The following is a 26,872-nucleotide window of genomic DNA, read 5'->3' as shown; positions in this document are numbered from 1 at the left end:
TCAAATGAATCTTCAGTGTCACTTATCAAGACTTAATTTTTTTAGTCCGTAGACTTTAATCTTTTGTCTCGTAAGTGCCCACACAGATTGTCTGTTTCTTCTTTTTAAAGAGCTAACAGCTTACATCCCTCGTCAACCTTTCGTTGATTTAGTTCGCTGTCTCAAGGGTTGCGTATGTTACTCACTTCACATGTGAACGTCAACCCCTATTTTAGAAATTTTTAATTTTTTGTGTTGAATGACTGCTTTTTACACAAATTTAGGCATTATAGGGTTATTTTTAGTTGTTTTGTCACATTAATAGCTTTATTGGTAGCCTCTTTAACTGTCGATGCTCTAGCTAACGCAACTCCCATTCTTCTTGTTCCTTTTACTTCTGGTTTACCAAATAAACGTAAATCAGTTTGCGGTTCGCTTAATGCTTTATCAATATTAGCAAAAGTTATTTGTTTGGAATTACCTTCTATTAATAAGACAGATGATGCACAGGCACCATATTGTTCTATAATTGGAATTGGCAATCCTAATATTGCCCTAGCATGTAATGCAAACTCAGATAGGTTTTGTGAAATTAATGTCACCATACCGGTATCATGGGGGCGAGGTGATACTTCACTAAACCATACTTGCTCCCCTTTAACAAATAATTCAACACCAAATACCCCTCGTCCACCTAATGCTTCTGTTATTTTAGTTGCAATATTTTTCGCTTGTTTCAATGCTTTTTCAGGCATCTGCTGAGGTTGCCAAGATTCTCGATAATCACCTTTTTCTTGACGATGGCCAATTGGTTCGCAGAATGAAACTCCGTTAATATGCCGAACAGTCAGCAAAGTAATCTCGTAATCAAAATCAACAAAACCTTCTATGATTACTTTACCCCCACCAGAGCGCCCTCCCTCTTGAGCATATATCCATGAAGATTTAATATCTGCTTCACTACGCAATAAAGATTGACCTTTACCCGAAGAGCTCATAACTGGCTTAACCAAACATGGAAAACCTATCTCTTTTACCATTTGTTCATATTCAAATTCGTTTTCGGCGAAACGATAAGGTGAAGTGGGTAGTTTTAATTCTTCTGCAGCAAGACGGCGAATCCCCTCACGATTCATTGTTAATTGCGTTGCTTTTGCTGTTGGAATAACAGTAAATCCTTCTTTTTCCAACTCAACTAGTGTAGATGTGGCAATAGCTTCAATTTCTGGAACAATATAATCGGGATTTTCCATTTCAATGACTTTTTTTAGAGCATCCCCATCAAGCATATTAACAGTATGATACCGATGAGCTACTTGCATTGCTGGCGCATTAGCGTATCGATCAACTGCAATAACTTCACAGCCAAAACGTTGTAATTCAATCGCCACTTCTTTAGCTAACTCTCCTGCACCACAAAGTAATACTTTTGTTGCAGTCGGTGATAAAGGAGTACCTAATTTAGCCATAATTCCCTCATACACAGTTAATCGTTATATCTCAAGAAATAAAAAATCGGGAAAATTATCCCGATTTTTTAATCAATATTAAGCTTGATAAGGATCACGTAAAATCATGGTTTCATTGCGATCCGGACCTGTTGAAATAATATCAATTGGTGTTTCGGTTAACTCTTCAATTCTTTTGATATAAGCTTTTGCTGCTTGTGGCAGTGCATCATAGCTTTTAATACCAAAAGTTGATTCGCTCCAACCTTGCATAGTTTCATAAACAGGTTTAACTAAGCTCCACTCTTCAGCGGCAGCTGGAGCATTTTTGATAACATCACCATTTGGTAATTGGTAACCGACACAAATTTTTACTTCTTTCAGCCCATCTAACACATCAAGCTTAGTTAAACAAAATCCTGAAACAGAATTAAGTTGTACCGCTTTACGCACAGCAACTGCATCAAGCCATCCAGTACGACGGCGACGACCTGTTGTTGCACCAAATTCATTACCTTGTTTACAAAGATACTCACCAACTTCATCAAATAGCTCTGTAGGGAATGGGCCTGCACCAACACGCGTAGAGTAAGCTTTAACAATACCTAACACATAGCCAACATAACGCGGACCAAAACCAGATCCCGTTGCCACACCACCAGCAGTAGTATTAGAAGAAGTTACAAAAGGATAAGTACCATGATCGATATCAAGTAATGTACCTTGTGCACCTTCGAACATAATTCTTTCACCTTTTCTTCGTGCATCTTCTAAAAGCGCAGGAATATCGGCAATCATAGCAACTAAAATATCAGCTATAGCTAATGTAGCATCTAAAACTTTTTGATAATCTACTGCTTCGGTTTTGTAATAATTGACTAATTGGAAATTATGATATTCCATCACATCTTTTAGTTTTTCAGCAAAAGCTTGACGATCACGTAAATCACCAACTCGAAGTCCACGGCGAGCAACTTTATCCTCATAAGCAGGACCAATACCACGCCCTGTTGTTCCAATAGCTTTATTGCCACGAGCTTTTTCTCGAGCTTGATCTAATGCAATATGGTAAGGCAAAATTAGAGGACATGATTCAGAGATAAGGAGTCTTTCCCTAACAGGAATACCACTATTTTCTAACTCTTTCATCTCTTTCATCAAAGCATCAGGACAAAGCACTACACCATTAGCAATAATGCTAATAACATCATTACGTAAAATTCCTGATGGAATTAAGTGTAATACTGTTTTTTCACCATTAATAACTAATGTATGACCTGCATTATGCCCTCCTTGATAGCGAACAACATACTTTGCTTTTTCCGTAAGTAAATCAACAACTTTACCTTTTCCTTCATCACCCCATTGTGTACCTAACACAACAACATTATTACTCATAGACTATTTACTCATTTTGTTAATTATCAGATTTTAATTTCATATATTTAAAAAATTCACTATCAGGGCTAATAACTACAATATCATTATCTGTAAAGCTTCGTTCATAAGTTTTTAGCCTCCGTATAAAGCTAAAAAACTCTATATCTTTACCAAAGGCATCAGCATAAAGTTTGATTGCATTCGCATCACCTTCACCACGAATAGAGCGAGATTGACGTTCAGCTTCAGATAATATTTTGGTTACTTCTAGTGTAGCCTCTGCTCGTATTTCATCAGCTCTTTTAACACCTTGAAAATGTTGATTTTGGAACACATTATTTCGTTCTGCTTTCATTTTCTCATAAATAGAATTAGACATTTCTTGAGGAAAATTAACTTTCTTTAAGCGAACATCAATAACTTCAATACCGAAAGGTCTCATACTCGCTTGATTAACCTCTAAAGCTTTTTCATCTTTATTAGCTTGATTTTCAATCGAATTACTTTTATCCAATTCTTTAACCGTGCTATTTAAAATATCTTTTACACGGGTTACTATAGAATTATGAGAGTTATTATTCGTATCATTAACAACATCAATGATATTTAATTTTTCAATTTCTGTTCTTAAACAACCATTTGATCGAGCAAGCAACAAGTTCTCGATACTATTACCAGCAGCAATAGTTTCATAATATCGATTAAAATCAATAATCTTCCATTGTACAAAATAATCAACAACTAAATCTTTATTTTCACGTGTTCTAAATTTTTGTTCTTGACCAGCATTATTAGGACTATTTATTGTTTTTATTTTAGCATCAACAATTTTTACATTATCCATTCCTGGAAATTTAAAATGTAATCCAGGTTCAGATAATCCTATAATTTTATTAAACCGTAAAACTATTCCACGAGTACCTTCTTCAATAACATAAGCGCTAGAAAAAAACACACCAATCAAAATTAATACTATAGGAACCAATAATTTGCGCATGCTTTTCTCCTTATCTTCCCATAAACCGTGGAGTCCGCGTAGTCTCGCCAACTTTAATGGTGTTATTAGTGTTATTTTCTTTTGATAATTCCAGCTTTGATTTAGGCTGTTCTTTTACTGTTTCAGACGAGCTCAGCATATTGGAATTATATTCACTATTTTGGTTTGATAACGTCATTGTTTGAGAATTTTTTTCACTCTTATTTTTTAATAGTGCTTCTAACGGTAACACCATCAAATTTCCACTTTTATCATTCACTATAATCTTATTAGTTTTGGTTAATACTCTTTCCATAGTTTCAATATATAAATGTTCTTTAGTAATTTCTGGTGCTACTTTATATTGTGGTAAGATTTTTTCAAAACTGGCCACATCACCTGCAGCTTCAAGTTCTACTCTAACCTTATATGCATTAGCATCAGCTAAAATTCCTGCTGAACGTTCTTCTGCTTGCTGAATTTTTTTCACCTTATCAGCTTCAGCTTGTTTGATTTCTCGCTCACTATCGTCTTGAGAATGAAGCGTTTTATTGTCAGTACCTTTCACTTCATCTGGTAGACGAGCAACTTGAAAATTCAAATTAACAATATTAATACCCATATCATAGGGACTAATGATATTAACTAACTCATCTTTAGTGCTACGTTCTAGAGCTGAACGTTCATCAGAAATTATCGCATCAATATTTGAACTTGCCACCACCGTTCTAAGGGCGCTATCGGCAGCTTGGCGCAAACTATCTTCTACATTAGTGACATTAAATAAATATTTTAAAGGATCGCTGACACTATATTGCACATTTATATCAACAAAAACCAAATTTTCACCAGCTGTAACAATAAGTCCCTTTTCGTTGAAATTTCGAATACCCTGTGTATCAACAATATACACTTTATCGATTAAAGTTGGCTTCCAATTTAGTCCTGGTTGAATGATTTCAGATTGAACTTGACCGAAGCGAGTAATTACACCACGTTGATTTTGGTTAATGGTATAAAATCCACTTCCTGCCCAAACTACAACAAGTAAAGCAATTATAGATATGATAATTTTAGTTGTACTCATCGGCAATTTAATTCCAGAGGAACCATTATTATTACCGAAATTATTTTTTTTTAATAATTTTTTAACTTTATCAAATAAACCATCAGATGAATGATTAGTTGGCTTTTTTTTATTATTCCCCCATGGGTCGTTATCTTGTCCGTTATTGCCGGGCTGATTCCACGCCATATTGTATATGCTCCATTTGATAATTAGTTGTTATTTTGCTTATTGATCAAGTATAACAGATCTGGTTCTTGTTTACAGAGGCGATTCCATTCTATAGAGGGAATTCTCACATCTAGATGAAAACTACCATCCTCATTAATAAATTCATTTTCTACCGCATTTAACTGATATAAACGACTTCTTAATCTTGCTAAATAAGCAGGTAAGTTTAAGTGGCAAACTTGTATTTGCTTAGCTAGCCTTTCTTTTAAAGCGATAAATAATTGATCTAATCCTAAACTATTTTGCGCTGAAATCCAAACACGAATTGGTATACCGTTTTCATCTCTATCAATACTTGGTTGTTTGCCTTCTATCAAGTCGATTTTATTCATAACAAGTAATGTTGGAATTTCGTGCGCATCAATTTCGTGCAAAACTTCATCAACAGCATGCATATTATCTAATAAATTAGGATCTGCTGCATCAACAACATGTAATAACAATGCAGCTTGTTGAGTTTCTAATAACGTTGCTTTAAAAGCCGCAATTAAATCATGTGGCAAATGGCGAATAAAACCAACTGTGTCAGCTAAAACAACTTCACCGACATCATCAACAATAACTCGACGAAGCGTTGGATCGAGTGTAGCAAATAACTGATTAGCAGCATATACATCAGCATTTGTTAACGCATTAAATAATGTTGATTTACCTGCATTCGTGTAGCCAACAAAAGAGACTGTTGATAGATCTGCTTTATTTCGTGATTGACGATTTTGATTTCGCTGTTTTTCAACTTTAGCAAGTCTTGATAAAATTAATTGAATCCGTTGACGAATCAACCTTCTATCAGTTTCTAATTGAGTTTCACCTGGACCACGTAAACCTATCCCACCTTTTTGACGTTCTAAATGCGTCCAACCTCGAACTAAACGAGTCGAAAGATGTTGTAACTGTGCTAATTCAACCTGTAATTTACCTTCATGTGTTCTGGCTCTTTGAGCAAAAATATCAAGAATCAATCCTGTTCTATCAACAACACGACATTTGCATAATTGCTCTAGATTACGTTCTTGGGAGGGAGTTAAAGAATGATTTACTAAAATAACAGAAGCATTAAGCTGTTTAACTTTTTCTGCTATTTCTTGAGCTTTACCTTCACCTACAAAATATTTGGTTTGAGGTACTTTTCTTGAGGTTGTTACAATATCGAGAATATCTATTTGAGCCGAAGAAACCAAAATTTCAAACTCTTTAAGATCCTCGATATTGCTCTCTTGAGGGAAGAATACATGGACTAATAAGGCAGATTCACCGCCTTTATATCTCTCAAACAATCAGATTCTCCACTGAAATTCAGCTTTCGCTTTCCTCTTCGGATTGAGATACCAATCCAGAAATAGGTCTAGATGGTACGACTGTCGAGATAGCATGTTTATATACCATTTGGCTTACAGTATTTTTTAACAAAATCACAAATTGATCAAATGATTCAATTTGCCCTTGTAACTTAATACCATTAACTAAATAGATTGAGACAGGAATATGCTCTCTACGAAGCAAATTTAAATAAGGATCTTGTAATGACTGCCCTTTTGACATGAGTTTATCCTTTAAAAATAATTATATTAAGATAAAATAAATACATTTATAAATAATTAATGTATTTTACATACTATTTTCAGATACATCTTTAGTATCTACCAAAATAACATAAAAAAAGCTTCTCTTAAACCAATCAACTATAATTAATGCACAAATAACTAAAATTTTAAAAAATTTAAACTAAAAAGGTAAAAAAAATACTAAATACTGACACTAATATACATAACTTTACCTACGAAAAAATTTACAATTGTATATTATTAAACCACTATAAAAATTATCACTTAAAATATGTTTCGGAATATTGAATCCATATTATCATTGTTTAACCACGTAATAGGTTGTTTCCAACCACGAAGCCATGTTATTTGTCGTTTAGCTAATTGACGAGTAGCGCAGATTCCTTTAAAAACCATTTCATCATAACTTGTATTACCATTTAAATACTCCCACATTTGACGATATCCAACACAACGCATAGAAGGTAAATTTAAATGTAAATCCGATCGCTGCATAAGTGCTCTGACTTCATTTTCAAATCCTTGATCCAACATCTGTAAAAAGCGTTGTTCAATACGTTCATGTAATTGCGAACGATCTTGCGGCATAATAGCAAATTGCATAATATCGTATGGTAATGTTTCGCCACTTTCTTGTGTAAGTTCAGTTAGACTTTTGCCTGAAATTAAATAAACCTCTAAAGCACGATTAAGCCGCTGAGGATCGTTAGGATGAATTCGTTCAGCTGAAATTGGATCGATCTTTTTTAGCTCTTCGTGAATCGCTTGCCAACCTAATTTATTAGCTTTTTCCTCTATTTGCTTACGAATTACGCTATCAGCAGCAGGAAGCGGTGAAAGCCCTTCAATTAAAGCCTTAAAATAGAGCATTGTCCCACCAACTAATAATGGAATTCGCCCTTTTTTTAGGGTTTTTTCAATTTCCACAATGGCATCATGTCTAAAATTAGCTGCCGAATAACTTTTTGCAGGATCACAAATATCAATCAATTTATGTGGATACTTTTGTTGCTCTTCTTTAGTCGGTTTTGCAGTACCAATGTCCATACCACGATAAATTAGAGCTGAATCGACGCTAATAATATCAATAGGATAACGATCATAAAGCGCCATAGCAAATGCCGTTTTACCAGATGCTGTTGGCCCCATTAACGAAATAATTTTTGGTTTATTCATGATAAATCGATTGAGTTAAAGATTGCATGTCAATTGGGTATAAAAATGAATCTTGTTGTAACAGATTAATATCCACTTGTTCTAATTGAGCTAGTAACTGAATGGCTTTTACTACACTCCAGTTCATCGTAACACTATCATAATACTGATTAGCTAACCAAGCCGCTATTTGCGTTGGATCTAAAACTTCATTTTTTGAATCAGAAATAAAAGCAATTAAAGCGGGCAATAATTGTTGCCAATTGATAGTACGCAACATTTTAGGAACATTTTGCAAATACAGCTTCGCTTTATCAATATAAAAATCAAAACCTAAAAAATTTAGTTGCGGCTGATAAGAAGAAAGGACTTTCTGCTCCTTATTATTAATTAAAATTGTTAATGGGATAAGCAATTTTTCAGAATCTTGTGACAATAATTTAATCGCAACGAATTTTTGTTGAGCAATAGGCAACTTCATCAACATTAATTTTTGTTGATTATCTTCATTTTTTTCAAGCAATGCAATATCAGGTTGAATAATAGTTAACACCCGTCCAAATGTCACTAATAATGAATTATCAAGCTGCTGTTGTAATGATTGCAATGGTAAATTTCGTTTAGGAAATAATGATTCAATAACCGCTTTTTGTGGTTCAGTTATTTCATTTTCTTCTACCGATAAAAATGGCTTTTCTGGCTCAAGTTGTACAATATTTTGAGAAGAAGATTCAACGCTAACTAACTGACCATACAACGCATTTTCTTTAGCATAATTACTAGTTTTTTTAGGTAATTGGTTACTAGCTTGATAAGGCTTAGAAATCGTCTGTTGATTAAAGATATTTTCTCCAGCTGCTTGCCGATTAGGTGTTATTGTTACTTTTTCATCTGTTACAGATAAATCCGATTCAAGAGCCATAACTATAGCTTGATAAACGAAATCATGAACCAATCTTGCCTCATGAAAACGGACTTCATGTTTAGCAGGGTGAACATTAACATCAACTTGTTTTGGATCTATTTGTAAAAACACCACATAACTTTGTTGTTCATTCGCACGTCTTATATAGGCTTGTCGCAATGCATGATTAAGTAATTTATCTTTGATAACTCGACCATTAACATAAAAATATTGCAAATTACTAACTTCACTACTTGTTACCCAACCTTGAATGAACAAATCATCATGTTGCCAATCTAATTTGACTGCTTTTTGCATAAATACTCGCCCACATACCAATTCTACCCTTTTTTCAAGGGTAGATGAACGGTACTGCCTAACAAGTTTACTATTATGCTGCAAATTAAAAGTAACATCAGGACGTGCTAGCGCAATACGCCGAACGAATTCCTCAATATGCATAAATTCAGTTTTTTCTGTTTTTAAAAAACGGCGTCTTGCAGGCGTATTGTAAAACAAATCAAGTACTTCAACAGTCGAGCCAACAGGATGTGCAGCAGGTTTAATCACCGGTTCCATATCTCGCCCTTCAGCATAAACTTGCCAAGCTTCAGTTTGTTCTGCTGTGCGTGAAGTTAATGTCAATCTTGCAACTGAACTTATACTCGCCAGCGCCTCACCACGAAATCCAAGGCTAATAATAGAATCTAAATCATCTAACTTGCTGATTTTACTTGTCGCATGACGAGCAAGCGCCAGTGCTAATTCATCTTTAGCAATACCGCAACCATTATCTCTAATACGAATTAATTTACAGCCGCCTTGCTCAAGATCAATATCAATTTGAGTACTTCCCGCATCAAGGCTATTTTCAACCAACTCTTTAATGACTGATGCTGGACGTTCTACCACCTCACCAGCAGCAATTTGATTTGCTAATTGAGGAGAAAGAATATGAATTGCCATTAATGCTGTTCTCCAAATTTTGGATTTTGTTTAACGTAATTTTTTATACCTTGATAGATAGCTTTCGCAATCTTATCTTGATGAGTATTACTACTTAGTAAGCGTTCTTCACCTTCGTTAGAGATAAAACCAACTTCAACTAAAATCGATGGAATATCTGGTGAACGTAATACCCCTAAGCTTGCATGTTCTGGAGCAGATTTATGTAACTTTGTTATCCCTTTCATTTCTTTTAATACTTGTTTTGCTAACTCATATCCCACTCGTTGAGAATAAGAAAATTGCAGATCTAATACGGCTTGACTTAAATGAGGATCATGATCATCGCTAAGCGCATCACCTGCCCCACCAAGTAATTGTGACTGTTTTTCATCTTGTTCAAGCCAACGACCAAGTTCTGTGTCAGCTCGCTTAGTTGACAATACCCAGATCGAAGCACCAGTTGCATTCCGATTTGGTGCAGCATCGGCGTGAACTGAAACTAACAAATTAGCTTTATTTTTTCTAGCGATTTCAGAGCGTTGTGAAACAGAAATAAAATTATCACTGCTACGGGTTAACACCCCTTTAAAATTAGGATCTTTATTTAATAAATTGGTAAGTTTTTTAGCAATAGAAAGCGTAACTGTTTTTTCATATAACTTATTTTTCCCTATTGCGCCGGAATCTTTACCACCATGCCCTGCATCAACGGCAATCACAACTTTAGCTGCATAGGCAGAACTACAAAGCAGTAATAAGATAAAAAAAGTGAATAGTTTTTTCATTGTCTTTATATTGTTTATTTCAATTATGATAGATTAATAATCTCGCTGCCTTTTTCGCTTATTGCCTGAACGCAAGCAGTACGTTCAAGCGCCAAATAAGTCAAATGAATTTCAAGATCCGCGCTTGGCAAGATCCCATTTGCTTGCTGTGGCCACTCAATCAAACAAATTGATCGCGAAGAAAAATATTCACGAATCCCCATATACTCTAATTCTTCTGGATCGCAAAGCCGATATAAATCAAAATGGTAAACTGAAAAATCATCAAATTGATAGGGTTCAACTAATGTATAAGTTGGACTTTTTACGTTACCTACATGACCTAATTGTTGCAAAAAACCACGACTAAAAGTTGTTTTACCTGCACCTAGATCACCTATTAAATAGATAATAATTGTATCATCATGCTTGGACAAATAGTTTAAACATAGTTTGGCAAGTTTACTACCAAACAAAATCGTTTGTTGCTCATTGCTTAAAATAACTGGTTTCATGATGAATTCTTTGCTCAATAAATAGTTCTTATTATATACTAATAACATCAAAGATGTACTAACCAAAATGAGCTTGATTTTGTAAAAAAGTTTCAGGTAACTATACGTTTCAGTATAAAAAGTGAAAATAATGCTACATACTATATCAACAGCAAACCAATCAGCCATAAATCCACAATTAATATCAGCTCAAGATGTTGTATTGTTCTGGCAAAATGGCGTTATTCTGGCTATACAAAATAATCCATTATTAAATAATATTATAAAAAAAACTAAACACTGTTACGTCATCAACAGCGATATAGAAGCCCGAGGAATAAGCAAAATTATTGATTCAAGGCTTAAAATTATCAATATGCAACAAGTTGTTGAACTTACAACTAACCATTTTCCACAAATGAACTGGGAATGACCATAGGGCATAATGCTAAAACTACCCAGTTTTAAAAAGCATGAATCATGCAAATTTGCAAAACCTAAAACCTAAGTTTAATATAAATCTCAATTGTACTCAGCTCGTATTCAAATTTATGGCTAATTTATTAACGCTATCGGAAATCAATAATTATTTAAAAAATGGTGAAGTGATTGCTTACCCTACCGAGGCTGTTTTCGGTCTAGGGTGTGATCCTGATTGTGAATCAGCCGTATTAAAACTGTTACAACTAAAACAGCGTTCAGTAGATAAAGGCTTAATTTTAATTGCCAGCCATTACCAACAACTGATCCCTTATATAGATGAATTAGCTATTACTAATGAACAAAAACAGTTAGCACTTACTAGCTGGCCAGGCCCTGTTACTTGGGTTTTTCCTAAAAATACAAAAACACCTTATTTTTTGACTGGTAAATTCGACACCATAGCAGTACGAGTCACCAATCACCCCTTAGTTTGTAAACTATGCGATCTTTATGGCAAACCAATAGTTTCAACCAGTGCTAATTTATCGAATTATCCACCTTGTAAAACAGCAAGTGATGTCGTTAGCCAATTTGGTGAAAATTTTCCAATATTACAAGGACAAACAGGTAATAGATTACAGCCATCTCAAATCAGAAATATTCAAACAGGTAACATTATTCGACAAGGATAGATATATGCAAAATTTATATATTGGCGTAATGTCAGGAACCAGCATGGATGGAATTGATATTGCTATAATTAATATTACCGCAAAAAATGTCACATCAATAGCTAGTAGTTGCTACCCAATGCCCACCAACTTAAAGCAGCAATTATTAACATTATGTGAAACAAAGCAAACCACATTACAAAATTTGGGTGAATTAGATCATCAACTTGGTGAATTATTTGCTGATAGTATCAATCAATTTTTAAAAGACAATAAAATTGATAAACAACAAATAAAAGCAATTGGTTGCCACGGGCAAACTATTTACCATGCACCAAACGGTAAAAACCCATTTACCCAACAAATTGGCGATGCCAATATTATCGCAGCAAAAACAGGCATAACCACCATAGCTGATTTTCGCCGAAAAGATATGGCTTATGGAGGGCAAGGAGCACCACTAGTCCCCGCTTTTCATAAAGCGGTGCTACAAGATCCACAAATTAATCGTGTAGTATTGAATATAGGAGGAATTAGTAACATTTCAGTATTAATTCCTAACCATACTGTTATTGGTTACGATACAGGTCCAGGAAACGTACTGCTTGATTGCTGGATAAATCAAAACCTAGGTAAAAGCTATGATAAAAATGGACTGTGGGCAAAAACAGGAAAAGTTAATCAAGACTTATTGAATAAATTATTTGATGAAGATTATTTCAAAATACCAGCACCTAAAAGTACAGGTAGAGAGTTATTTAATTTACCATGGTTACATAAAAAATTAATAGGGACGGATTTTAAAGCAGAAGATATTCAAGCAACGCTCGTTGAATTAACCTCTTTATCAATTGCAAATGAAATCAAAAAATTATCTATATTAAAAAAATTACCTTGCGAACTTTTAGTCTGTGGCGGAGGTGCTAAAAATCCACTTATTATGCAAAGATTATCAGCATTATTACCATCATGGTCAGTATTAACAACCGATACAAAAGGTATAAATGGAGACGATATGGAGGCAATAGCCTTTGCTTGGCTTGCTTATTGCCGAATCAACAATATTCCATCAAATATTCCCGAAGTAACTGGCGCAAGCCAAGCTGTGTGTTTGGGGGTTATTTATCAATAAACTAAAAAATATATAAATATCGATCAAATCAACCCAAATTTTTGTAACGCTTTAGCAATACCATCATTATTATTAGTATCTGTAACAAACTCGGCTTTTGCTTTTAATTCATCAACTGCATTACCCATAGCAATAGGATGATCAACGGTTAGGAACATTTCAAAATCATTCATACCATCACCAAATGCATAAGTAGACACATCAGTGAACCCTTTATTTTTTAATAACTGAGTAATACCATAACCTTTAGAGCCACCATGATTAAAAACATCAACACAGTAAGGAGTATTACGAATAAAGGTTAGTTCAGGAAAAACATCTCGATAAAGATCTTCTCCAGATTCACAAAGTAATAAAAGCATCTGAATAGGTGATTTTAAATAAACCTGATCATCAACAGGAGGAACTGGTTGCTTAAGGTAATGATAAAACTTCTCGGCTGGTTGACTATACTCAGATATACACATCATTTCATCATTATAAAAAGATAAAGGAATATTCGTTTTTTGCTTAGAATACTGATGTATTCTCATTATCACATCTTTATCAATATTATTAGTAAAAACCTTTTCGCCTTTGTATAAAACTACTTGCCCATTCATACCAATAATTGAATCAATTTGAGTCTTTTGCATTAAATCAGCAACTTCACAAGGTGTTCGACCAGTTGCTATCACTGGAATAATATTATTATGTTTTAATTTTTTTATAGCATCAAGGGAACTGGACAATACATCAATTTGACTATTAAATAATGTCCCATCTAAATCAAAAAAAACAATAGCTTCAGGTTTATGACTCATATTACAAATCCAAAATATTTTTAATAAAAGGAATAGTTAGCTTTCGTTGTTGTGCTAACGTTGCTACTTCAAACTTTTCTAATAAAGAAAATAATGTACGCATATCGCGATTAACACGTTTTAATAAAAATAACCCAACATCTGTTGATAGTTCAAATCCACTTAATTGCGCTCTCAATTGCAAAGCTTTAAGCTTGTCATCATCGCTAAGTTCTTTTAATTGATAAACCTGCCCCCAAGATAATCTAGAAACTAAATCAGGCAATATAAAAGAAATTTGTTTAGGTGGAGCATTTGCTGTTATCAATAATTTACTCACATTCTTTTCTGTCAAACGATTAAATAAATCGAAAATAGCCTCTTCCCAATCCCTATGACCTGCTATTGCATCAATATCATCTAAACAGACTAAATCATAATTTTCTAATCCCTGTAAAATTTCAGGTACCAAATGGTAATGCTGTTTTAATGGAATATAACTAGCTAATTTATTTTGGCTTGACGCATGTAAAAGGTGAGTTCGGCCTGCAACGCTAGCCGCCCATATATAAAAGACATTAAACCCCTCTTTATCTAACAAGGTTTGCAATGAATCAAACAACAACCGATTATTACCTACATAAAAACTATCAAAAGTTTCATTATTAGATAACGGAAAAGGCAAAGGCAACTGTGAAAGAGTAATAAAGTAACCTCACAATACAAATAAAATCATATTAAGTATAAATTTGCTTTTATAAAAATCAATCACTTTTATACAAAAAGACAAACAGATAACAGTTAATAAAAAAATAAAACAAAAAACAATAAAACGATCAAAAATTGTTGTTTAAAATAAAAACAACAAAAAGTTAAAATTTAAGCAATCAAACTTAATTTTTGTGGATAACTCTGTTAAAAATTAGGATAACAAGCTGTTATGATCGCACTAACAACTTAAAAATAGAAAACAGTTGTGGATAAAAAGAATAGTTATACACAAGTTAAAACAAAAAAAGATCCGATCAATTAACAGAATAGACAGATCGATAAGATCATATAAAATAATCACAAAAAAGAGTTATCAACAAAAAGGATCCGATCTAATAATAATAAAAATAAAAAGATCATCTAAAAGATCTTATTTTATTTAAACCGCGATCCTAATAGATCATTTGACGTAACCAAAAAGATGAGTAAAATCTCCTACCCTGAATAAATCAAATCTCCCGATCTAAATTAGCGATCATCTATACACAAAACAAATACGAGGCTTTTTATGTTTTATCCAGATCTTTTTGATGTCATCATTGTTGGTGGCGGTCATGCAGGAACAGAAGCAGCAATGGCATCAGCAAGAATGGGGCGAAAAACACTACTTTTAACCCATAATATCAATACATTAGGACAAATGTCTTGTAATCCTGCCATTGGTGGTATAGGCAAAGGTCATTTGGTAAAAGAAATTGATGCAATGGGTGGCTTAATGGCACACGCTATCGATCATGCTGGGATCCAATTTAGGATCTTAAATAGCAGTAAAGGACCTGCAGTTAGGGCTACAAGAGCACAAGCAGATCGATCACTATATTGCAAAGTGATCCGAACTACACTTGAAAATCAAGAAAATTTAATGCTCTTTCAACAATCTGTTGAAGATGTGATCATCGAAAACGATCAGATCCTAGGTGTAAAAACCCAAATGGGAGTATGCTTTAAAGCTAAAACAGTCGTATTAACAACAGGTACCTTTTTAGACGGAAAGATCCATATAGGACTTAATAATTATAGTGGTGGACGTACAGGTGATCCTACTTCGATCGGCTTATCAAAATCACTTCATCAATATCCATTTAGAATGGGACGATTAAAAACTGGTACACCACCACGAATTGATGCTAGAACAATTGATTTTTCAAAATTAGGTACACAATATGGTGATGATCCTGTTCCTGTATTCTCATTTTTAGGTAATGCAAACGAACATCCTAAACAAATTCCTTGCTATATAACAAACACTAACGAAACAACGCACGAGATAATCCGAAATAGTTTAGATCGTAGTCCCATGTATACAGGTGTTATAGAAGGAGTTGGCCCAAGATACTGCCCATCTATTGAAGACAAAATTATGCGTTTTGCGGATCGTAATTCTCATCAGATCTATTTAGAGCCTGAAGGATTAGATAGCAACGAAATATATCCAAACGGGATCTCAACAAGTTTACCATTTGATACACAATTAGCATTTGTACGCAGTATGAAAGGATTAGAAAATGCTAATATTGTCAGACCAGGTTATGCGATCGAATATGATTATTTTGATCCAAGGGATCTTAAGCCAACACTTGAAAGTAAAGTTATCAAAGGGCTCTTTTTAGCAGGACAGATCAACGGAACAACTGGCTATGAAGAAGCCGCAGCTCAAGGAATGCTTGCTGGTTTAAATGCAGCACGTTTTGCATATGATCAAGATCAATGGTATCCAAGCCGTGATCAAGCCTATTTAGGGGTATTAGTTGATGATCTTTGTACTCTTGGTACTAACGAACCTTATCGCATGTTTACCTCGCGTGCTGAATATCGTTTAATGTTACGTGAAGACAATGCTGATATTCGCTTAACCGAGCTTGGTCGCAAGCTAGGTATGGTTGATGATTATCGCTGGCAACGTTTTAACGAAAAATTTGAAGCTATTGAACAAGAAAGAGCAAGATTACGTGATATATGGGTACATCCTCATATTGAAAGCATTGACGAAGTAAATGCCGTATTAAGTGCTAATTTGACTAAAGAAGCCAATGGAGAAGAGCTACTTAAGCGACCTGAAATGAGTTATAACACATTGAAATCGCTTTCATTATTTGCTCCAGGATTATCTGATGCACAGGCTGCGGAACAGGTTGAAATTCAAGTTAAATATGATGGATATATAAAACTGCAAATAGAAGAAATTGAACGTCAAAAACGCAATGAAGAAACGCTTATTCCTGAGCATATTGATTATGCTGAAATATCGGGTTTATCGAACGAAGTTGTGGCTAAATTAAAACAACATAAACCTATTTCAATAGGACAAGCTTCGCGTATATCAGGAATTACTCCTGCTGCGATTTCAATGTTACTAGTTTATTTAAAAAAGAAAAATTATGTTAAAAAAGAAACTCATTAGTCTAATAGATCAAACCGATCTTTTGATCTCAGAATCACAAATAGATCAATTGATCCATTATGTTGAAATGCTCAACAAATGGAATAAGACTTACAACTTAACAGCTGTACGAGATCCTAATGAAATGTTAATCAAACATATCATGGATAGTTTAGTTGTATCGCCCTATTTAACTGGCAAAACTTTTATTGATGTTGGAACTGGTCCTGGTTTACCAGGTGTTCCACTAGCAATAATTAACCCAGATAAACAATTTGATTTAGTGGATAGTTTAGGTAAGCGTATTCGATTTTTAAAACAAGTTCAGTTTGAATTAAAGCTAACTAATATAAACCCAATACAAAGCCGAATAGAAGTGTATAACGATAAAAAGTTTGATGGAGTTATTAGCCGAGCATTTGCTTCATTGCAAGACATGCTTAGTTGGTGTAAACATCTTCCTAATGAACAAGGATTTTTTTATGCTTTAAAAGGAAGCGATATAGATCCTATTGCTGATGGTTTTACACTTAAACAAAATATAAAATTGACTATACCAGAATTAGATGCTGAAAGGTGTTTGATTATTATACAATAGTTTTTGTAATTAAATACAAGCTGCTCTGAAACTTTTTACAAATTTAATTTTTGCGTTTTTTCAGATAATCTTTAATACCATCAACAATTGATTTAGACACTTGATTTTGGAATGAAACAGTCTTTAATTTTTTTTCTTCAGTAATATTACTAATAAAGGCTGTTTCGACTAAAACAGATGGAATATCGGGTGCTTTTAACACCGCAAAACCTGCTTTTTCAAGTGATGGTTTATGTAACTTATTGACTCTTTTCATTCGATTCAAAATAGCATTACCAAGTAATACCCCATTATTTAATGTTGTTTTTTGAACCAAATCTAAAATGGTATTATCTAAATATTTATCACCACTACGGCTAACACCGCCTATTTGATCTGCTTCATTTTGAGTTTGGGCCAAATAACTGGCTGCAGAACTACTTGCTCCACCTGTTGATAATGCAAAAACCGATGAACCACCGACAGAACGATTAGCAAAAGCATCTGCATGAATAGAAATAAATAGATCTGCATGGAGTGAACGAGCTTTAGCAACTCGTACTTTTAATGGGATAAAAACATCTTCATTACGGGTCATGTAGACTTTTATATTCGGTTCTTTCTTAAGTAAATTATAAGTACGACGTGCAATTTGCAAAACTATATCTTTTTCACGTGTTTTATTGTAACCAATAGCGCCAGGATCTTCTCCACCGTGTCCAGGATCAATCACAACAATAACGGGAGCATTTTTACTCTTATTGGTTGGTGTTTTTATACCAGATTGCTTTTTATTGAGATCACCTTTTTTATATTCTTCTAAAAGCGCAAGTAAAGGGTCATCATCAGTGCTTGAAGCTGGTTTAGATGGATAAAGATCCATAACTAAACGATGTTTGAATTTTGCTATCGGCGATAAGGTAAAAGTATTCGGTTGAACACCTTGTTTTAATTCGATCAAAATTCTTACTGTCTTTGGATCTCGTTGAACAACGCGTATAGATTTAATATAAGGGTCGTGTTTTAATACTTTTGATGAGATATTTTTTAAAATTGGATTTAGATTAACATTGTTAATATCAATAGCGATCCTATTAGGATTACTTAATAAAAAGTGCTTGTATTTTAAGCTAATATTTGATTCTAAAGTAATTCTTGTATAAGTTGATGAAGGCCAAACGCGCACAGCAATAACTTGCGCCATTGCTGCGGCAAAGCCTACACGAGTGACGGATAACAAACATGTAGCAATAATACCTTTTATTAATAGGCGCTTTGTTGGGCTAAATGTTTTTTTCATACCTTAAAAACTTTATTTATTATCAAAATTAGCTGCAGATAATAGCATAAACTAAAGGGATATTAAAAAGAATGATTATCATAATCGACTGTTATTTTTGTAAATAGTCTGTTCTAAATTATCAATCAATTTTTATAATAAAAAAGATTATCAAATTAAATAATAAAAACAACCTTGCTTTAAGTTGTCATTTTTATTTTGTTATAGACCCTATAATAACAAAAGATTACAATATAGCACGCTAAAATCGCGGATTTAAACCCGTTTTCATTTTAACAATTAAATTATAGCTGAGTTATTGATGAGCAAAAAACTACATATCAAAACTTGGGGCTGTCAAATGAATGAGTATGACTCAACAAAAATGGCAGATCTCCTTGAATCTACCCACGGTTTAACTTTAACTGAAAATGCCGAAGAAGCAGATATTTTATTACTCAATACCTGCTCTATTCGAGAAAAAGCCCAAGAAAAAGTCTTTCATCAATTAGGACGTTGGAAGAACCTTAAAAAAAATAACCCAAATATCATTATTGGTGTAGGGGGATGTGTTGCTTCACAAGAAGGCGCCCACATTCGCAAACGAGCACCATTTGTGGATATTATTTTTGGACCTCAGACCTTTCACCGATTACCAGAAATGATTGAGCAAGTTAGAAGTGGTAAAGGTAATCATGTGGTTGATGTAAGTTTTCCTGAAATAGAAAAATTTGATCGTCTACCAGAGCCTCGTAGTGAAGGCCCAACCGCATTTGTTTCAATTATGGAAGGATGTAATAAATATTGTACTTATTGCGTAGTTCCTTACACTCGAGGTGAAGAAGTTAGTCGACCTTGTGATGATGTTATTTATGAAATAGCTCAGCTTGCTGAGCAAGGTGTACGTGAAGTCAATCTATTAGGTCAAAATGTAAATGCATATCGTGGACCGACATTCGATGGTGATATCTGTTCCTTTGCTGAATTACTACGCTTAGTTGCAGCCATTGATGGTATAGATCGTATTCGTTTTACAACTAGCCATCCAATCGAATTTACAGATGATATTATTGATGTTTATCGTGACACACCAGAACTAGTAAATTTTTTACATTTACCAGTACAAAGTGGATCAGATCGTGTATTAAACTTAATGAAACGTACGCATACTGCACTTGAATATAAATCAATTATTCGAAAACTACGCAAAGTACGACCAGATATTCAAATTAGCTCCGATTTTATTGTTGGTTTCCCAGGTGAAACACAAGAAGACTTTGAACAAACCATGAAGTTAATTGCCGATGTTAATTTTGATTTAAGTTACAGTTTTGTCTATTCAGCACGTCCAGGTACGCCAGCTGCTGAAATGGAAGATAATGTTTCGGAAGAAGAAAAAAAACAAAGACTATACATTCTTCAAGAGCGAATTAACCAACAAGCTATGCAATTTAGCCGTCGTATGTTAAATACCGTGCAACGTATTTTGGTTGAAGGTCCATCCAAAAAAGATCTTATGGAATTAACAGGCCGAACTGAAAATAATAGAATTGTTAACTTTGAAGGTCGCCCTGAAATGATTGGTAAATTTGTTGACGTTGAAATTACCGATGTTTATCCAAATTCATTGCGTGGCAAAGTAGTTAGAACTGAAGATGAAATGGATCTACGCGTAAGCGAATCACCAATGTCAGTTATATCTCGAACCCGAAAGGAAAATGATTTAGGTGTTGGTATTTATCAACCATAAAAACAAAACGTAAAATATTTAGTTATTTATTTTAAATAGAAATTAAAAAGTTATTAAATAAGAAAATAGGAAAGAAAAAATGTTTATTATTTTTGGTACTCGTGGAAGAGAAGTCAACGAACGTGGTGGACAATTTAATTGTCCTAATTGTTGCTCACAACAAAATATTACTACTGACGAAAAACAACAGAAATACACACAAATAAAAGTAGCAAAATATTTTACATTATTTTTTATTCCTATTTTTAGTTACTCTACCTTAGGTCGTTATATAAAATGTAATCAATGCAATAACGATTATAACGAAAATGTGCTCGACTATGTACCGCCAACATTTGAAGAACAAATAGCTTCATATGTTGAACAAGAGTTAAAAAGTGGAACACCTATTTCAATGTTGGTTAATAAATTGAAATCACAAGGATTTGATGAAAAGCAATCAACAAGTGCAGTAAATAATGTTGTTAACGGAAATATAGTTTCTTGTCATCAATGTAAAATGGATTTTATAAAAGGCGTTGAAAAATGTTCTTTATGTGAACAGCGTCTCAGCAATTAAAATTAATTGAATAGAGGTTTTATTTTTGAATATTACAACACAAGAAACCATACTTGAGCCCGCTGATAATCAGCGGCTTAATAGTCTTTGTGGTCCTTATAATGACAATATAAAACAGTTAGAACGTCGGCTTGGTATTGAAATTAATCATCGAGGTAATTTATTTTCAATAACTGGTGATGATATTTGTGTTCGAGCGACTATTGATATTTTACAATCTCTTTATAAACAAACCAAAATCAAAGACAAAATAATTGATATTGAACCAGAACAAATTCATTTAGCTATCAAAGAGACAGGTGCGCTTGAAAAAGTGAGTGAACACTTACCTAGTTATGTTGATCATCAAGGCGGAAAGCTAGTGATGATAAAAACTAAGCGAGGTATAATCAAACCCCGAACAGCGAATCAAGCACAATACATAGCTCATGTTTTGGATTACGACATTTCTTTTGGTATAGGGCCTGCTGGAACAGGTAAAACTTATTTAGCGGTAGCAGCTGCCGTTGATGCGCTCGAAAAACAACAAATTCGTCGTATTGTACTAACTCGACCAGCAGTCGAAGCTGGTGAAAAACTTGGCTTTTTACCAGGTGATTTAAGCCAAAAAGTGGATCCTTACTTACGTCCACTTTATGATGCTTTATTTGAAATGTTAGGTTTTGAAAAAGTCGAAAAACTAATTGAAAAAAGTGTGATTGAAGTGGCGCCACTCGCTTATATGCGTGGACGCACATTAAATGATGCATTTATTATTCTTGATGAAAGCCAAAATACAACGATTGAACAAATGAAAATGTTTTTAACTCGAATTGGCTTTAATTCGAAAGCGGTAATAACAGGTGATATTACTCAAATCGATTTACCACGTAATCAAAAATCTGGATTACGTCATGCAATAGAAGTATTAAGCCAAGTTGATGAAATTAGTTTTAATTTTTTTAATAGTGAAGATGTCGTGCGCCACCCAGTAGTTGCTAGAATTGTTAATGCTTACGAAAAATGGGAAGAACAGCAACATATGCAACATAAGTTGCAGCATACAGAAAGAAGTATTTAGAGGAGTACTATTATCTCTATCTCAAGTAAAAAAAAGAAAACTAAGATTCGAGATCATTCCGCGGAAGCAAATTTGTTTTTACGCCGAGCACTGTTTTCTTTTATTGTCATTATTATTTTAATTATCATATTGATTGCAAACTTAGCTGGTTTACAGATTTTGAATTATAGCTATTACACTACTAAATCTAATGATAATCGTATTGAAATTATTCCTATTCCACCTAATCGTGGCATGATTTATGATCGTAATGGTACGCCATTAGCGATTAATAATATTACATATCAATTAAATATTATTCCTGATAAAACTAAAAACCTCAATGAACAATTTGAGCAATTAAAAAAGATTGTTGATTTGACAGATGAAGATATTGAAACATTTCAAAAAGAACGGCGCAATTATAGAGCTCATCGTCCAGTACCGCTAAAAGATAATTTAACCGAAAAACAAATAGCTCGTTTTGTTGTAGATCAACATCGTTTTCCGTTTGTTTCTATTGTAGGTATACAGCATCGTTATTATCCTTATGGATCATCACTGACCCATATTCTTGGCTATATCTCTAAAATTAATAGCCAAGATAAACAGCGATTAGAAGATGAAAATAAAGCAAGTGATTATGTGGCAACTTTTAATATTGGTAAAATGGGAATAGAAAAGTACTACGAAGATGTATTACACGGAACCCCTGGTTATGAAAAGGTTGAAGTTAACAGCCGAGGTAGAATTGTACGCCAGCTAAATCAACATCCACCACAAGCAGGTGAGGATATCTATTTATCTATTAACCTAAAATTACAGCTTTATATAGAGCAATTACTGGCTGGACGTAAAGCGGCAGTGGTAGCTATTGACCCTAATAATGGTGAAATTTTATCCTTGGTTTCTAGTCCAAGTTATGATTCCAACGCTTTTGTTGGTGGTATATCAAGTACTAAATATAGCGAATTACTCAAAGATCCTAGTAAGCCACTTTTTAATCGAGCTTTATTAGGTGCTTATCCACCAGCTTCAACAGTTAAGCCTTTTATTTCCATTGCGGCCTTAAGTGAAGGAGTGATCACACCAAAAAGTGTGGTTAATGATCCTGGTTGGTGGCAATTACCTGGTACTGAACGGCGTTATCGTGATTGGTTAAAATGGGGACACGGTCGAGTTGATGTATTAAGGGCGATTGAAGAATCAGTTGATACCTACTTTTATCAAGTTGCTTATGATATGGGCATTGATCGCCTAAATCTGTGGATGACTAAATTTGGTTATGGTGAACGAACAGGTATAGATATTTCACCAAACGAAGAAACACGAGCAGTTATGCCTAGTCGTGAATGGAAAATCAAACGCCATAAAAAATCTTGGTTGCAAGGCGATACTATACCAGTTGGTATCGGTCAAGGTTATTGGACAGCAACACCTATCCAAATGGCAAAAGCATTAACCACGTTAATTAATAATGGTAAAACTTATACTCCGCATTTTTTATTATATAAAAAGAGCGATATTTTAAATTCAGATGAACATCAACCAACAATTAATCCTGAAAAATACATAGAAGATAATAGTTTAGTTAATGTTAAATCAATTTATTGGGATTTAGCTAAAGAAGGTATGCATCGTGTCATGTTTGGATCACGAGGAACGGCACGTAAAATTTATGCAGATGCAAAATATCAAGCGGCTGGCAAATCAGGTACCGCACAAGTTTATGGCTTAAAACAAGATGAAGTTTATAACGCTCATAAGATCCCTGAACATTTACGCGATCACGCGTTATTTATTGCTTATGCTCCTTACGATAATCCAAAAATTGCCTTAGCCATTGTTTTAGAAAATGGCGGTGGCGGAAGCTCAAACGGCGGTGCAGTAGCTCGTAAAATATTAGATTTTTATCTTCTTGGAAATAACTCAACAGAGCTAGATGACCCATCACCAAATACAGGAGCTGAAGATTAATAATGAATAATAGTAAAAAATCTTTTTGGCAAAAAATACATATTGATCCCTTATTTTTTTTATTTATTACTTTATTACTAGGTTATAGTCTTTATATACTTTGGAGTGCTAGTGGGCAAAATATTGATATGATGCAAAAGCGAGTAATACAAATATTACTTGGCTATACTGTAATGATTACGCTGGCACAATTTTCGCCCAGAACCTATGAAAAATGGTCACCATATCTGTATGTTGTTTGCATTATCATCCTATTATTAGTAGATATTTTTGGATATACCAGTAAAGGCGCACAGCGCTGGTTAGATTTAGGTATTTTGCGATTTCAACCTTCTGAAATAGCCAAAATAGCCGTACCATTAATGGTTGCAAAGTTCATTCATCGTGATGGATGCCCACCGCCATTAAAAACCACATTACAAACACTTGGTATAATTGGAGTGCCTACATTACTTGTTGCTATGCAACCAGATCTAGGCACAGCAATATTGATTATTATGTCAGGAATTTTTATTATTTTTTTAGCAGGCATTAATTGGCGCTATATTCTTATTGCATTAATTTTAATTGCTATATTTTTACCAATTATGTGGTTTTTTTTAATGCATGATTATCAACAAAAACGCGTATTGATGCTAATAAATCCTGAGCTTGATCCAAATGGGGCTGGTTATCATATTATTCAATCTAAAACAGCAATTGGATCGGGTGGTATATGGGGCAAAGGCTGGCTTGAAGGTACGCAATCGCAACTTGAATTTTTACCAGAGCGACACACCGATTTTATCTTTTCAGTTATAGCTGAAGAGTTTGGTTTTATTGGTTCGATTATTTTGTTAATTCTATTTTTATGCTTAATTGTGCGTGGACTTATTATTGCAGCTCAAGCACAAACAACATTTGGACGAATTTTATCGGGTGGACTAATTTTAGTATTTTTTATTTATGCATTTATTAATATTGGTATGGTCAGTGGAATCTTACCAGTAGTTGGTGTACCATTACCTCTAATAAGTTATGGTGGCTCATCTTTAGTCGTATTAATGGCAAGTTTTGGCATTATGATGTCTATTCACACACATCGATATATGTTGTCTAAAAATATTTAACGGAATTGAAATAAATGAAAAAGAAATTTAAATTATCTTTTGCTTTGTTTGCGCTTGCAATTTGTTCATCAGCATCGGCTGAAATGGCTTTTCCTATCCCAGCTATTCCACAACTAGATGCTGAATCTTATATTTTAATCGATGCAAAATCAGGCGAAATTTTGGCACAATATAATGCTGAACAACAGCGTGACCCAGCTAGCCTAACCAAAATGATGACCAGTTATGTGGTTGGTCAAGCACTACGCTCAGGACGCATAAAAAATGATGATATGGTTGTAGTAAGTAAAGATGCATGGGCAACGGGCAACCCTGTTTTAAAAGGGTCATCATTGATGTTTTTAGAAGTGGGTAAAACAGTATCAGTATCTGATCTTAATAAAGGTATTATCATCCAATCTGGTAACGATGCTTGTATTGCAATGGCTGAACATGTTGCAGGAAGCCAAGGTGCATTTGTTAACCTAATGAATGATTATGCAAAAAAAATTGGACTAAACCATACCCATTTTGAAACCGTTCATGGGCTCGATGCGCCAGGGCAATACACAACAGCTAAAGACATGGCTTTTTTAGGGCAAGCATTGATTCGTGATTTACCAGAAGAATATTCTATTTATAAACAAAAAGAATTTACCTATACCCTATCAAAACCACAACTTAATCGAAATGGACTACTTTGGGATACCACATTAAACGTTGATGGAATTAAAACAGGACATACCAATGCTGCTGGCTATAACTTAGTTGCTTCAGCGGTTGATGGCAATACCCGTTTAATTTCAGCGGTACTAGGTGGACGAACCTTTAAAGGGCGTGAAGAAGAAAGTAAAAAACTATTAGTATGGGGATTCCGCTTTTTTGAAACTGCAAATCCTGTAAAAGCTGATACGCCATTAGCAACAGAAACGATTTGGTATGGTGATAAAAATAAAATTCAATTAGGTGCAACTAATGGCGCTTATATCACAGTACCAAAAGGTCGTGCGGCAGATGTGCAAGTTGAATATAAAATTGATGATTATATTTATGCTCCAATAACCAAAGGTACAGCCGTAGGTAAAATGCAGTTCCTATTAGATGGTAAAGTAATTAGTGAACAGCCACTTGTTGCTTTGCAAAATGTTGAAGAAACAGGATTTTTTGGTGGAATATGGGATTGGATCTGCCTACAATGCCATAAATTATTTAGCTAGTTTCAATTATCACAGTTCTGTAAGTATCAGCTTACAGAACAACCTTACTTTTTAAAAATAAACATCTTCTAATATAAAAAACTGCCATAAAAAACCGTCAGGTAGGCTATTGATTTTATTGAATTTTTTATTAAAGCGCTATATTTAACAAATAGTTGCTAATTAAATATACAATAAACACTTAATAAAACTAACCTATACATCATTACAATAATTAACTCCGCTAACAACAGTTAATATTACAAATAAAGCTAGCAATCTTATACTATTTATGGTATAAAACGCGCGCTACATTTCACATTATTTTTTTGCAAAAG

At 34.0% G+C, this 26,872-nt stretch carries 23 protein-coding genes and 1 pseudogene; 11 read left to right on the top strand and 13 right to left on the bottom strand.

Annotated features, from left to right (window positions below):
- Positions 1–266 precede the first annotated feature (266 nt).
- The 10 genes and pseudogenes from purT to tsaE all read right to left on the bottom strand — a co-directional run bounded on the left by purT (position 267) and on the right by tsaE (position 10,934).
- Positions 267–1,448, bottom strand: coding sequence for a formate-dependent phosphoribosylglycinamide formyltransferase (gene purT / locus GYW75_RS10305; protein ID WP_174799304.1), 1,182 nt, complete (start codon positions 1,446–1,448; stop codon positions 267–269).
- A 78-nt stretch (positions 1,449–1,526) separates the two neighbouring features.
- Positions 1,527–2,825: an adenylosuccinate synthase gene (locus GYW75_RS10300; RefSeq protein WP_174799303.1), complete on the bottom strand. Its 1,299-nt coding sequence runs from the start codon at positions 2,823–2,825 to the stop codon at positions 1,527–1,529.
- 19 nt (positions 2,826–2,844) lie between these two features.
- The gene (gene hflC / locus GYW75_RS10295; protein WP_065626567.1) at positions 2,845–3,804 is read right to left on the bottom strand and encodes a protease modulator HflC; all 960 of its coding nucleotides are present in this window, start codon (positions 3,802–3,804) and stop codon (positions 2,845–2,847) included.
- A 10-nt stretch (positions 3,805–3,814) separates the two neighbouring features.
- Positions 3,815–5,038: an FtsH protease activity modulator HflK gene (gene hflK, locus GYW75_RS10290; RefSeq protein ID WP_174799302.1), complete on the bottom strand. Its 1,224-nt coding sequence runs from the start codon at positions 5,036–5,038 to the stop codon at positions 3,815–3,817.
- Between the two features lie 23 nt (positions 5,039–5,061).
- The gene (gene hflX / locus GYW75_RS10285) at positions 5,062–6,357 is read right to left on the bottom strand and encodes a ribosome rescue GTPase HflX (protein WP_085163813.1); all 1,296 of its coding nucleotides are present in this window, start codon (positions 6,355–6,357) and stop codon (positions 5,062–5,064) included.
- 19 nt (positions 6,358–6,376) lie between these two features.
- Positions 6,377–6,622, bottom strand: a complete 246-nt coding sequence (hfq, locus tag GYW75_RS10280) for an RNA chaperone Hfq (RefSeq protein ID WP_065590789.1) — start codon at positions 6,620–6,622, stop codon at positions 6,377–6,379.
- A gap of 287 nt (positions 6,623–6,909) precedes the next feature.
- Positions 6,910–7,821 (bottom strand): tRNA (adenosine(37)-N6)-dimethylallyltransferase MiaA, encoded by a 912-nt coding sequence (gene miaA / locus GYW75_RS10275; protein ID WP_034911914.1) that lies wholly within the window; start codon positions 7,819–7,821, stop codon positions 6,910–6,912.
- Positions 7,814–9,670, bottom strand: a complete 1,857-nt coding sequence (gene mutL / locus GYW75_RS10270; protein WP_174799301.1) for a DNA mismatch repair endonuclease MutL — start codon at positions 9,668–9,670, stop codon at positions 7,814–7,816. Before mutL ends, miaA begins: the two co-directional genes overlap by 8 nt.
- Before the next feature lie 20 nt (positions 9,671–9,690).
- Positions 9,691–10,395: pseudogene (locus GYW75_RS10265) on the bottom strand (N-acetylmuramoyl-L-alanine amidase); the annotation flags it as partial.
- Positions 10,396–10,460: 65 nt separating this feature from the next.
- Positions 10,461–10,934: a tRNA (adenosine(37)-N6)-threonylcarbamoyltransferase complex ATPase subunit type 1 TsaE gene (gene tsaE, locus GYW75_RS10260; RefSeq protein ID WP_065590797.1), complete on the bottom strand. Its 474-nt coding sequence runs from the start codon at positions 10,932–10,934 to the stop codon at positions 10,461–10,463.
- A gap of 127 nt (positions 10,935–11,061) precedes the next feature.
- On the opposite strand from tsaE, the gene tusB reads away from it, so the two are divergent.
- The 3 genes from tusB to GYW75_RS10245 all read left to right on the top strand — a co-directional run bounded on the left by tusB (position 11,062) and on the right by GYW75_RS10245 (position 13,136).
- Entirely contained in the window at positions 11,062–11,343 is a 282-nt protein-coding gene (gene tusB, locus GYW75_RS10255; protein WP_065590785.1) for a sulfurtransferase complex subunit TusB, read from the top strand.
- A gap of 118 nt (positions 11,344–11,461) precedes the next feature.
- Complete coding sequence (locus GYW75_RS10250) at positions 11,462–12,025, top strand: Sua5/YciO/YrdC/YwlC family protein (RefSeq protein ID WP_065636380.1); 564 nt, start codon at positions 11,462–11,464, stop codon at positions 12,023–12,025.
- 4 nt (positions 12,026–12,029) lie between these two features.
- Complete coding sequence (locus GYW75_RS10245) at positions 12,030–13,136, top strand: anhydro-N-acetylmuramic acid kinase (RefSeq protein ID WP_174799300.1); 1,107 nt, start codon at positions 12,030–12,032, stop codon at positions 13,134–13,136.
- 23 nt (positions 13,137–13,159) lie between these two features.
- Here the strand turns inward: GYW75_RS10245 and GYW75_RS10240 are convergent, their stop codons facing one another.
- Both GYW75_RS10240 and hda read right to left on the bottom strand, forming a co-directional pair.
- A complete protein-coding gene (locus tag GYW75_RS10240) occupies positions 13,160–13,939 on the bottom strand; it encodes a Cof-type HAD-IIB family hydrolase (RefSeq protein ID WP_174799299.1) in 780 nt (259 codons plus the stop codon).
- Position 13,940: 1 nt separating this feature from the next.
- Positions 13,941–14,624, bottom strand: coding sequence for a DnaA inactivator Hda (gene hda, locus GYW75_RS10235; RefSeq protein ID WP_081300165.1), 684 nt, complete (start codon positions 14,622–14,624; stop codon positions 13,941–13,943).
- A gap of 573 nt (positions 14,625–15,197) precedes the next feature.
- Here hda and mnmG point away from each other — a divergent pair.
- Together mnmG and rsmG are read left to right on the top strand one after the other, a co-directional pair.
- Positions 15,198–17,090, top strand: coding sequence for a tRNA uridine-5-carboxymethylaminomethyl(34) synthesis enzyme MnmG (mnmG, locus tag GYW75_RS10230; RefSeq protein WP_174799298.1), 1,893 nt, complete (start codon positions 15,198–15,200; stop codon positions 17,088–17,090).
- On the top strand, positions 17,068–17,667 hold the full coding sequence (gene rsmG, locus GYW75_RS10225) for a 16S rRNA (guanine(527)-N(7))-methyltransferase RsmG (protein WP_174799297.1): 600 nt from the start codon (positions 17,068–17,070) through the stop codon (positions 17,665–17,667). The genes mnmG and rsmG overlap by 23 nt, the downstream gene beginning before the upstream one ends.
- 43 nt (positions 17,668–17,710) lie before the next feature.
- Here the strand turns inward: rsmG and GYW75_RS10220 are convergent, their stop codons facing one another.
- Positions 17,711–18,946, bottom strand: coding sequence for an N-acetylmuramoyl-L-alanine amidase (locus tag GYW75_RS10220; RefSeq protein ID WP_065590780.1), 1,236 nt, complete (start codon positions 18,944–18,946; stop codon positions 17,711–17,713).
- A 301-nt stretch (positions 18,947–19,247) separates the two neighbouring features.
- On the opposite strand from GYW75_RS10220, the gene miaB reads away from it, so the two are divergent.
- The 6 genes from miaB (at position 19,248) to GYW75_RS10190 (ending at position 26,555) form a co-directional block, all read left to right on the top strand.
- Positions 19,248–20,675, top strand: a complete 1,428-nt coding sequence (gene miaB / locus GYW75_RS10215) for a tRNA (N6-isopentenyl adenosine(37)-C2)-methylthiotransferase MiaB (RefSeq protein ID WP_065590779.1) — start codon at positions 19,248–19,250, stop codon at positions 20,673–20,675.
- 79 nt (positions 20,676–20,754) lie between these two features.
- Positions 20,755–21,234 carry a hypothetical protein gene (locus GYW75_RS10210; RefSeq protein WP_085163805.1) on the top strand — a complete coding sequence of 160 codons (480 nt, stop codon included), beginning with the start codon at positions 20,755–20,757 and terminating at the stop codon, positions 21,232–21,234.
- 25 nt (positions 21,235–21,259) lie between these two features.
- On the top strand, positions 21,260–22,294 hold the full coding sequence (locus tag GYW75_RS10205) for a PhoH family protein (RefSeq protein ID WP_065610013.1): 1,035 nt from the start codon (positions 21,260–21,262) through the stop codon (positions 22,292–22,294).
- 18 nt (positions 22,295–22,312) lie between these two features.
- Positions 22,313–24,250 (top strand): penicillin-binding protein 2, encoded by a 1,938-nt coding sequence (gene mrdA / locus GYW75_RS10200; protein ID WP_174799311.1) that lies wholly within the window; start codon positions 22,313–22,315, stop codon positions 24,248–24,250.
- Positions 24,251–24,252: 2 nt separating this feature from the next.
- On the top strand, positions 24,253–25,359 hold the full coding sequence (gene mrdB, locus GYW75_RS10195) for a peptidoglycan glycosyltransferase MrdB (RefSeq protein ID WP_034911963.1): 1,107 nt from the start codon (positions 24,253–24,255) through the stop codon (positions 25,357–25,359).
- 14 nt (positions 25,360–25,373) lie between these two features.
- Positions 25,374–26,555 carry a serine hydrolase gene (locus GYW75_RS10190; protein WP_085163801.1) on the top strand — a complete coding sequence of 394 codons (1,182 nt, stop codon included), beginning with the start codon at positions 25,374–25,376 and terminating at the stop codon, positions 26,553–26,555.
- The last annotated feature ends 317 nt before the right edge of the window (positions 26,556–26,872 follow it).

Source organism: Gilliamella sp. ESL0232 (assembly GCF_013346885.1).
Lineage (GTDB): Bacteria > Pseudomonadota > Gammaproteobacteria > Enterobacterales > Orbaceae > Gilliamella > Gilliamella bombi.
Note: the sequence above shows the minus strand (reverse complement) of the source record. Positions and strands in the feature narration are given on the sequence as shown.

What these genes read in the sequence shown, in the direction of transcription:
- miaA (WP_034911914.1), bottom strand. Translation starts at nt 7,821, where the DNA reads ATGAATAAACCAAAAATTATTTCGTTAATGGGGCCAACAGCATCTGGT.
- purT (WP_174799304.1), bottom strand. Translation starts at nt 1,448, where the DNA reads ATGGCTAAATTAGGTACTCCTTTATCACCGACTGCAACAAAAGTATTA.
- GYW75_RS10210 (WP_085163805.1), top strand. Translation starts at nt 20,755, where the DNA reads ATGTTTATTATTTTTGGTACTCGTGGAAGAGAAGTCAACGAACGTGGT.
- mrdB (WP_034911963.1), top strand. Translation starts at nt 24,253, where the DNA reads ATGAATAATAGTAAAAAATCTTTTTGGCAAAAAATACATATTGATCCC.
- GYW75_RS10250 (WP_065636380.1), top strand. Translation starts at nt 11,462, where the DNA reads ATGGCTAATTTATTAACGCTATCGGAAATCAATAATTATTTAAAAAAT.
- GYW75_RS10220 (WP_065590780.1), bottom strand. Translation starts at nt 18,946, where the DNA reads ATGAAAAAAACATTTAGCCCAACAAAGCGCCTATTAATAAAAGGTATT.
- hflC (WP_065626567.1), bottom strand. Translation starts at nt 3,804, where the DNA reads ATGCGCAAATTATTGGTTCCTATAGTATTAATTTTGATTGGTGTGTTT.
- GYW75_RS10245 (WP_174799300.1), top strand. Translation starts at nt 12,030, where the DNA reads ATGCAAAATTTATATATTGGCGTAATGTCAGGAACCAGCATGGATGGA.
- rsmG (WP_174799297.1), top strand. Translation starts at nt 17,068, where the DNA reads ATGTTAAAAAAGAAACTCATTAGTCTAATAGATCAAACCGATCTTTTG.
- hflK (WP_174799302.1), bottom strand. Translation starts at nt 5,038, where the DNA reads ATGGCGTGGAATCAGCCCGGCAATAACGGACAAGATAACGACCCATGG.
- mutL (WP_174799301.1), bottom strand. Translation starts at nt 9,670, where the DNA reads ATGGCAATTCATATTCTTTCTCCTCAATTAGCAAATCAAATTGCTGCT.
- tusB (WP_065590785.1), top strand. Translation starts at nt 11,062, where the DNA reads ATGCTACATACTATATCAACAGCAAACCAATCAGCCATAAATCCACAA.
- mnmG (WP_174799298.1), top strand. Translation starts at nt 15,198, where the DNA reads ATGTTTTATCCAGATCTTTTTGATGTCATCATTGTTGGTGGCGGTCAT.
- hfq (WP_065590789.1), bottom strand. Translation starts at nt 6,622, where the DNA reads ATGTCAAAAGGGCAGTCATTACAAGATCCTTATTTAAATTTGCTTCGT.
- GYW75_RS10240 (WP_174799299.1), bottom strand. Translation starts at nt 13,939, where the DNA reads ATGAGTCATAAACCTGAAGCTATTGTTTTTTTTGATTTAGATGGGACA.
- GYW75_RS10300 (WP_174799303.1), bottom strand. Translation starts at nt 2,825, where the DNA reads ATGAGTAATAATGTTGTTGTGTTAGGTACACAATGGGGTGATGAAGGA.
- miaB (WP_065590779.1), top strand. Translation starts at nt 19,248, where the DNA reads ATGAGCAAAAAACTACATATCAAAACTTGGGGCTGTCAAATGAATGAG.
- GYW75_RS10190 (WP_085163801.1), top strand. Translation starts at nt 25,374, where the DNA reads ATGAAAAAGAAATTTAAATTATCTTTTGCTTTGTTTGCGCTTGCAATT.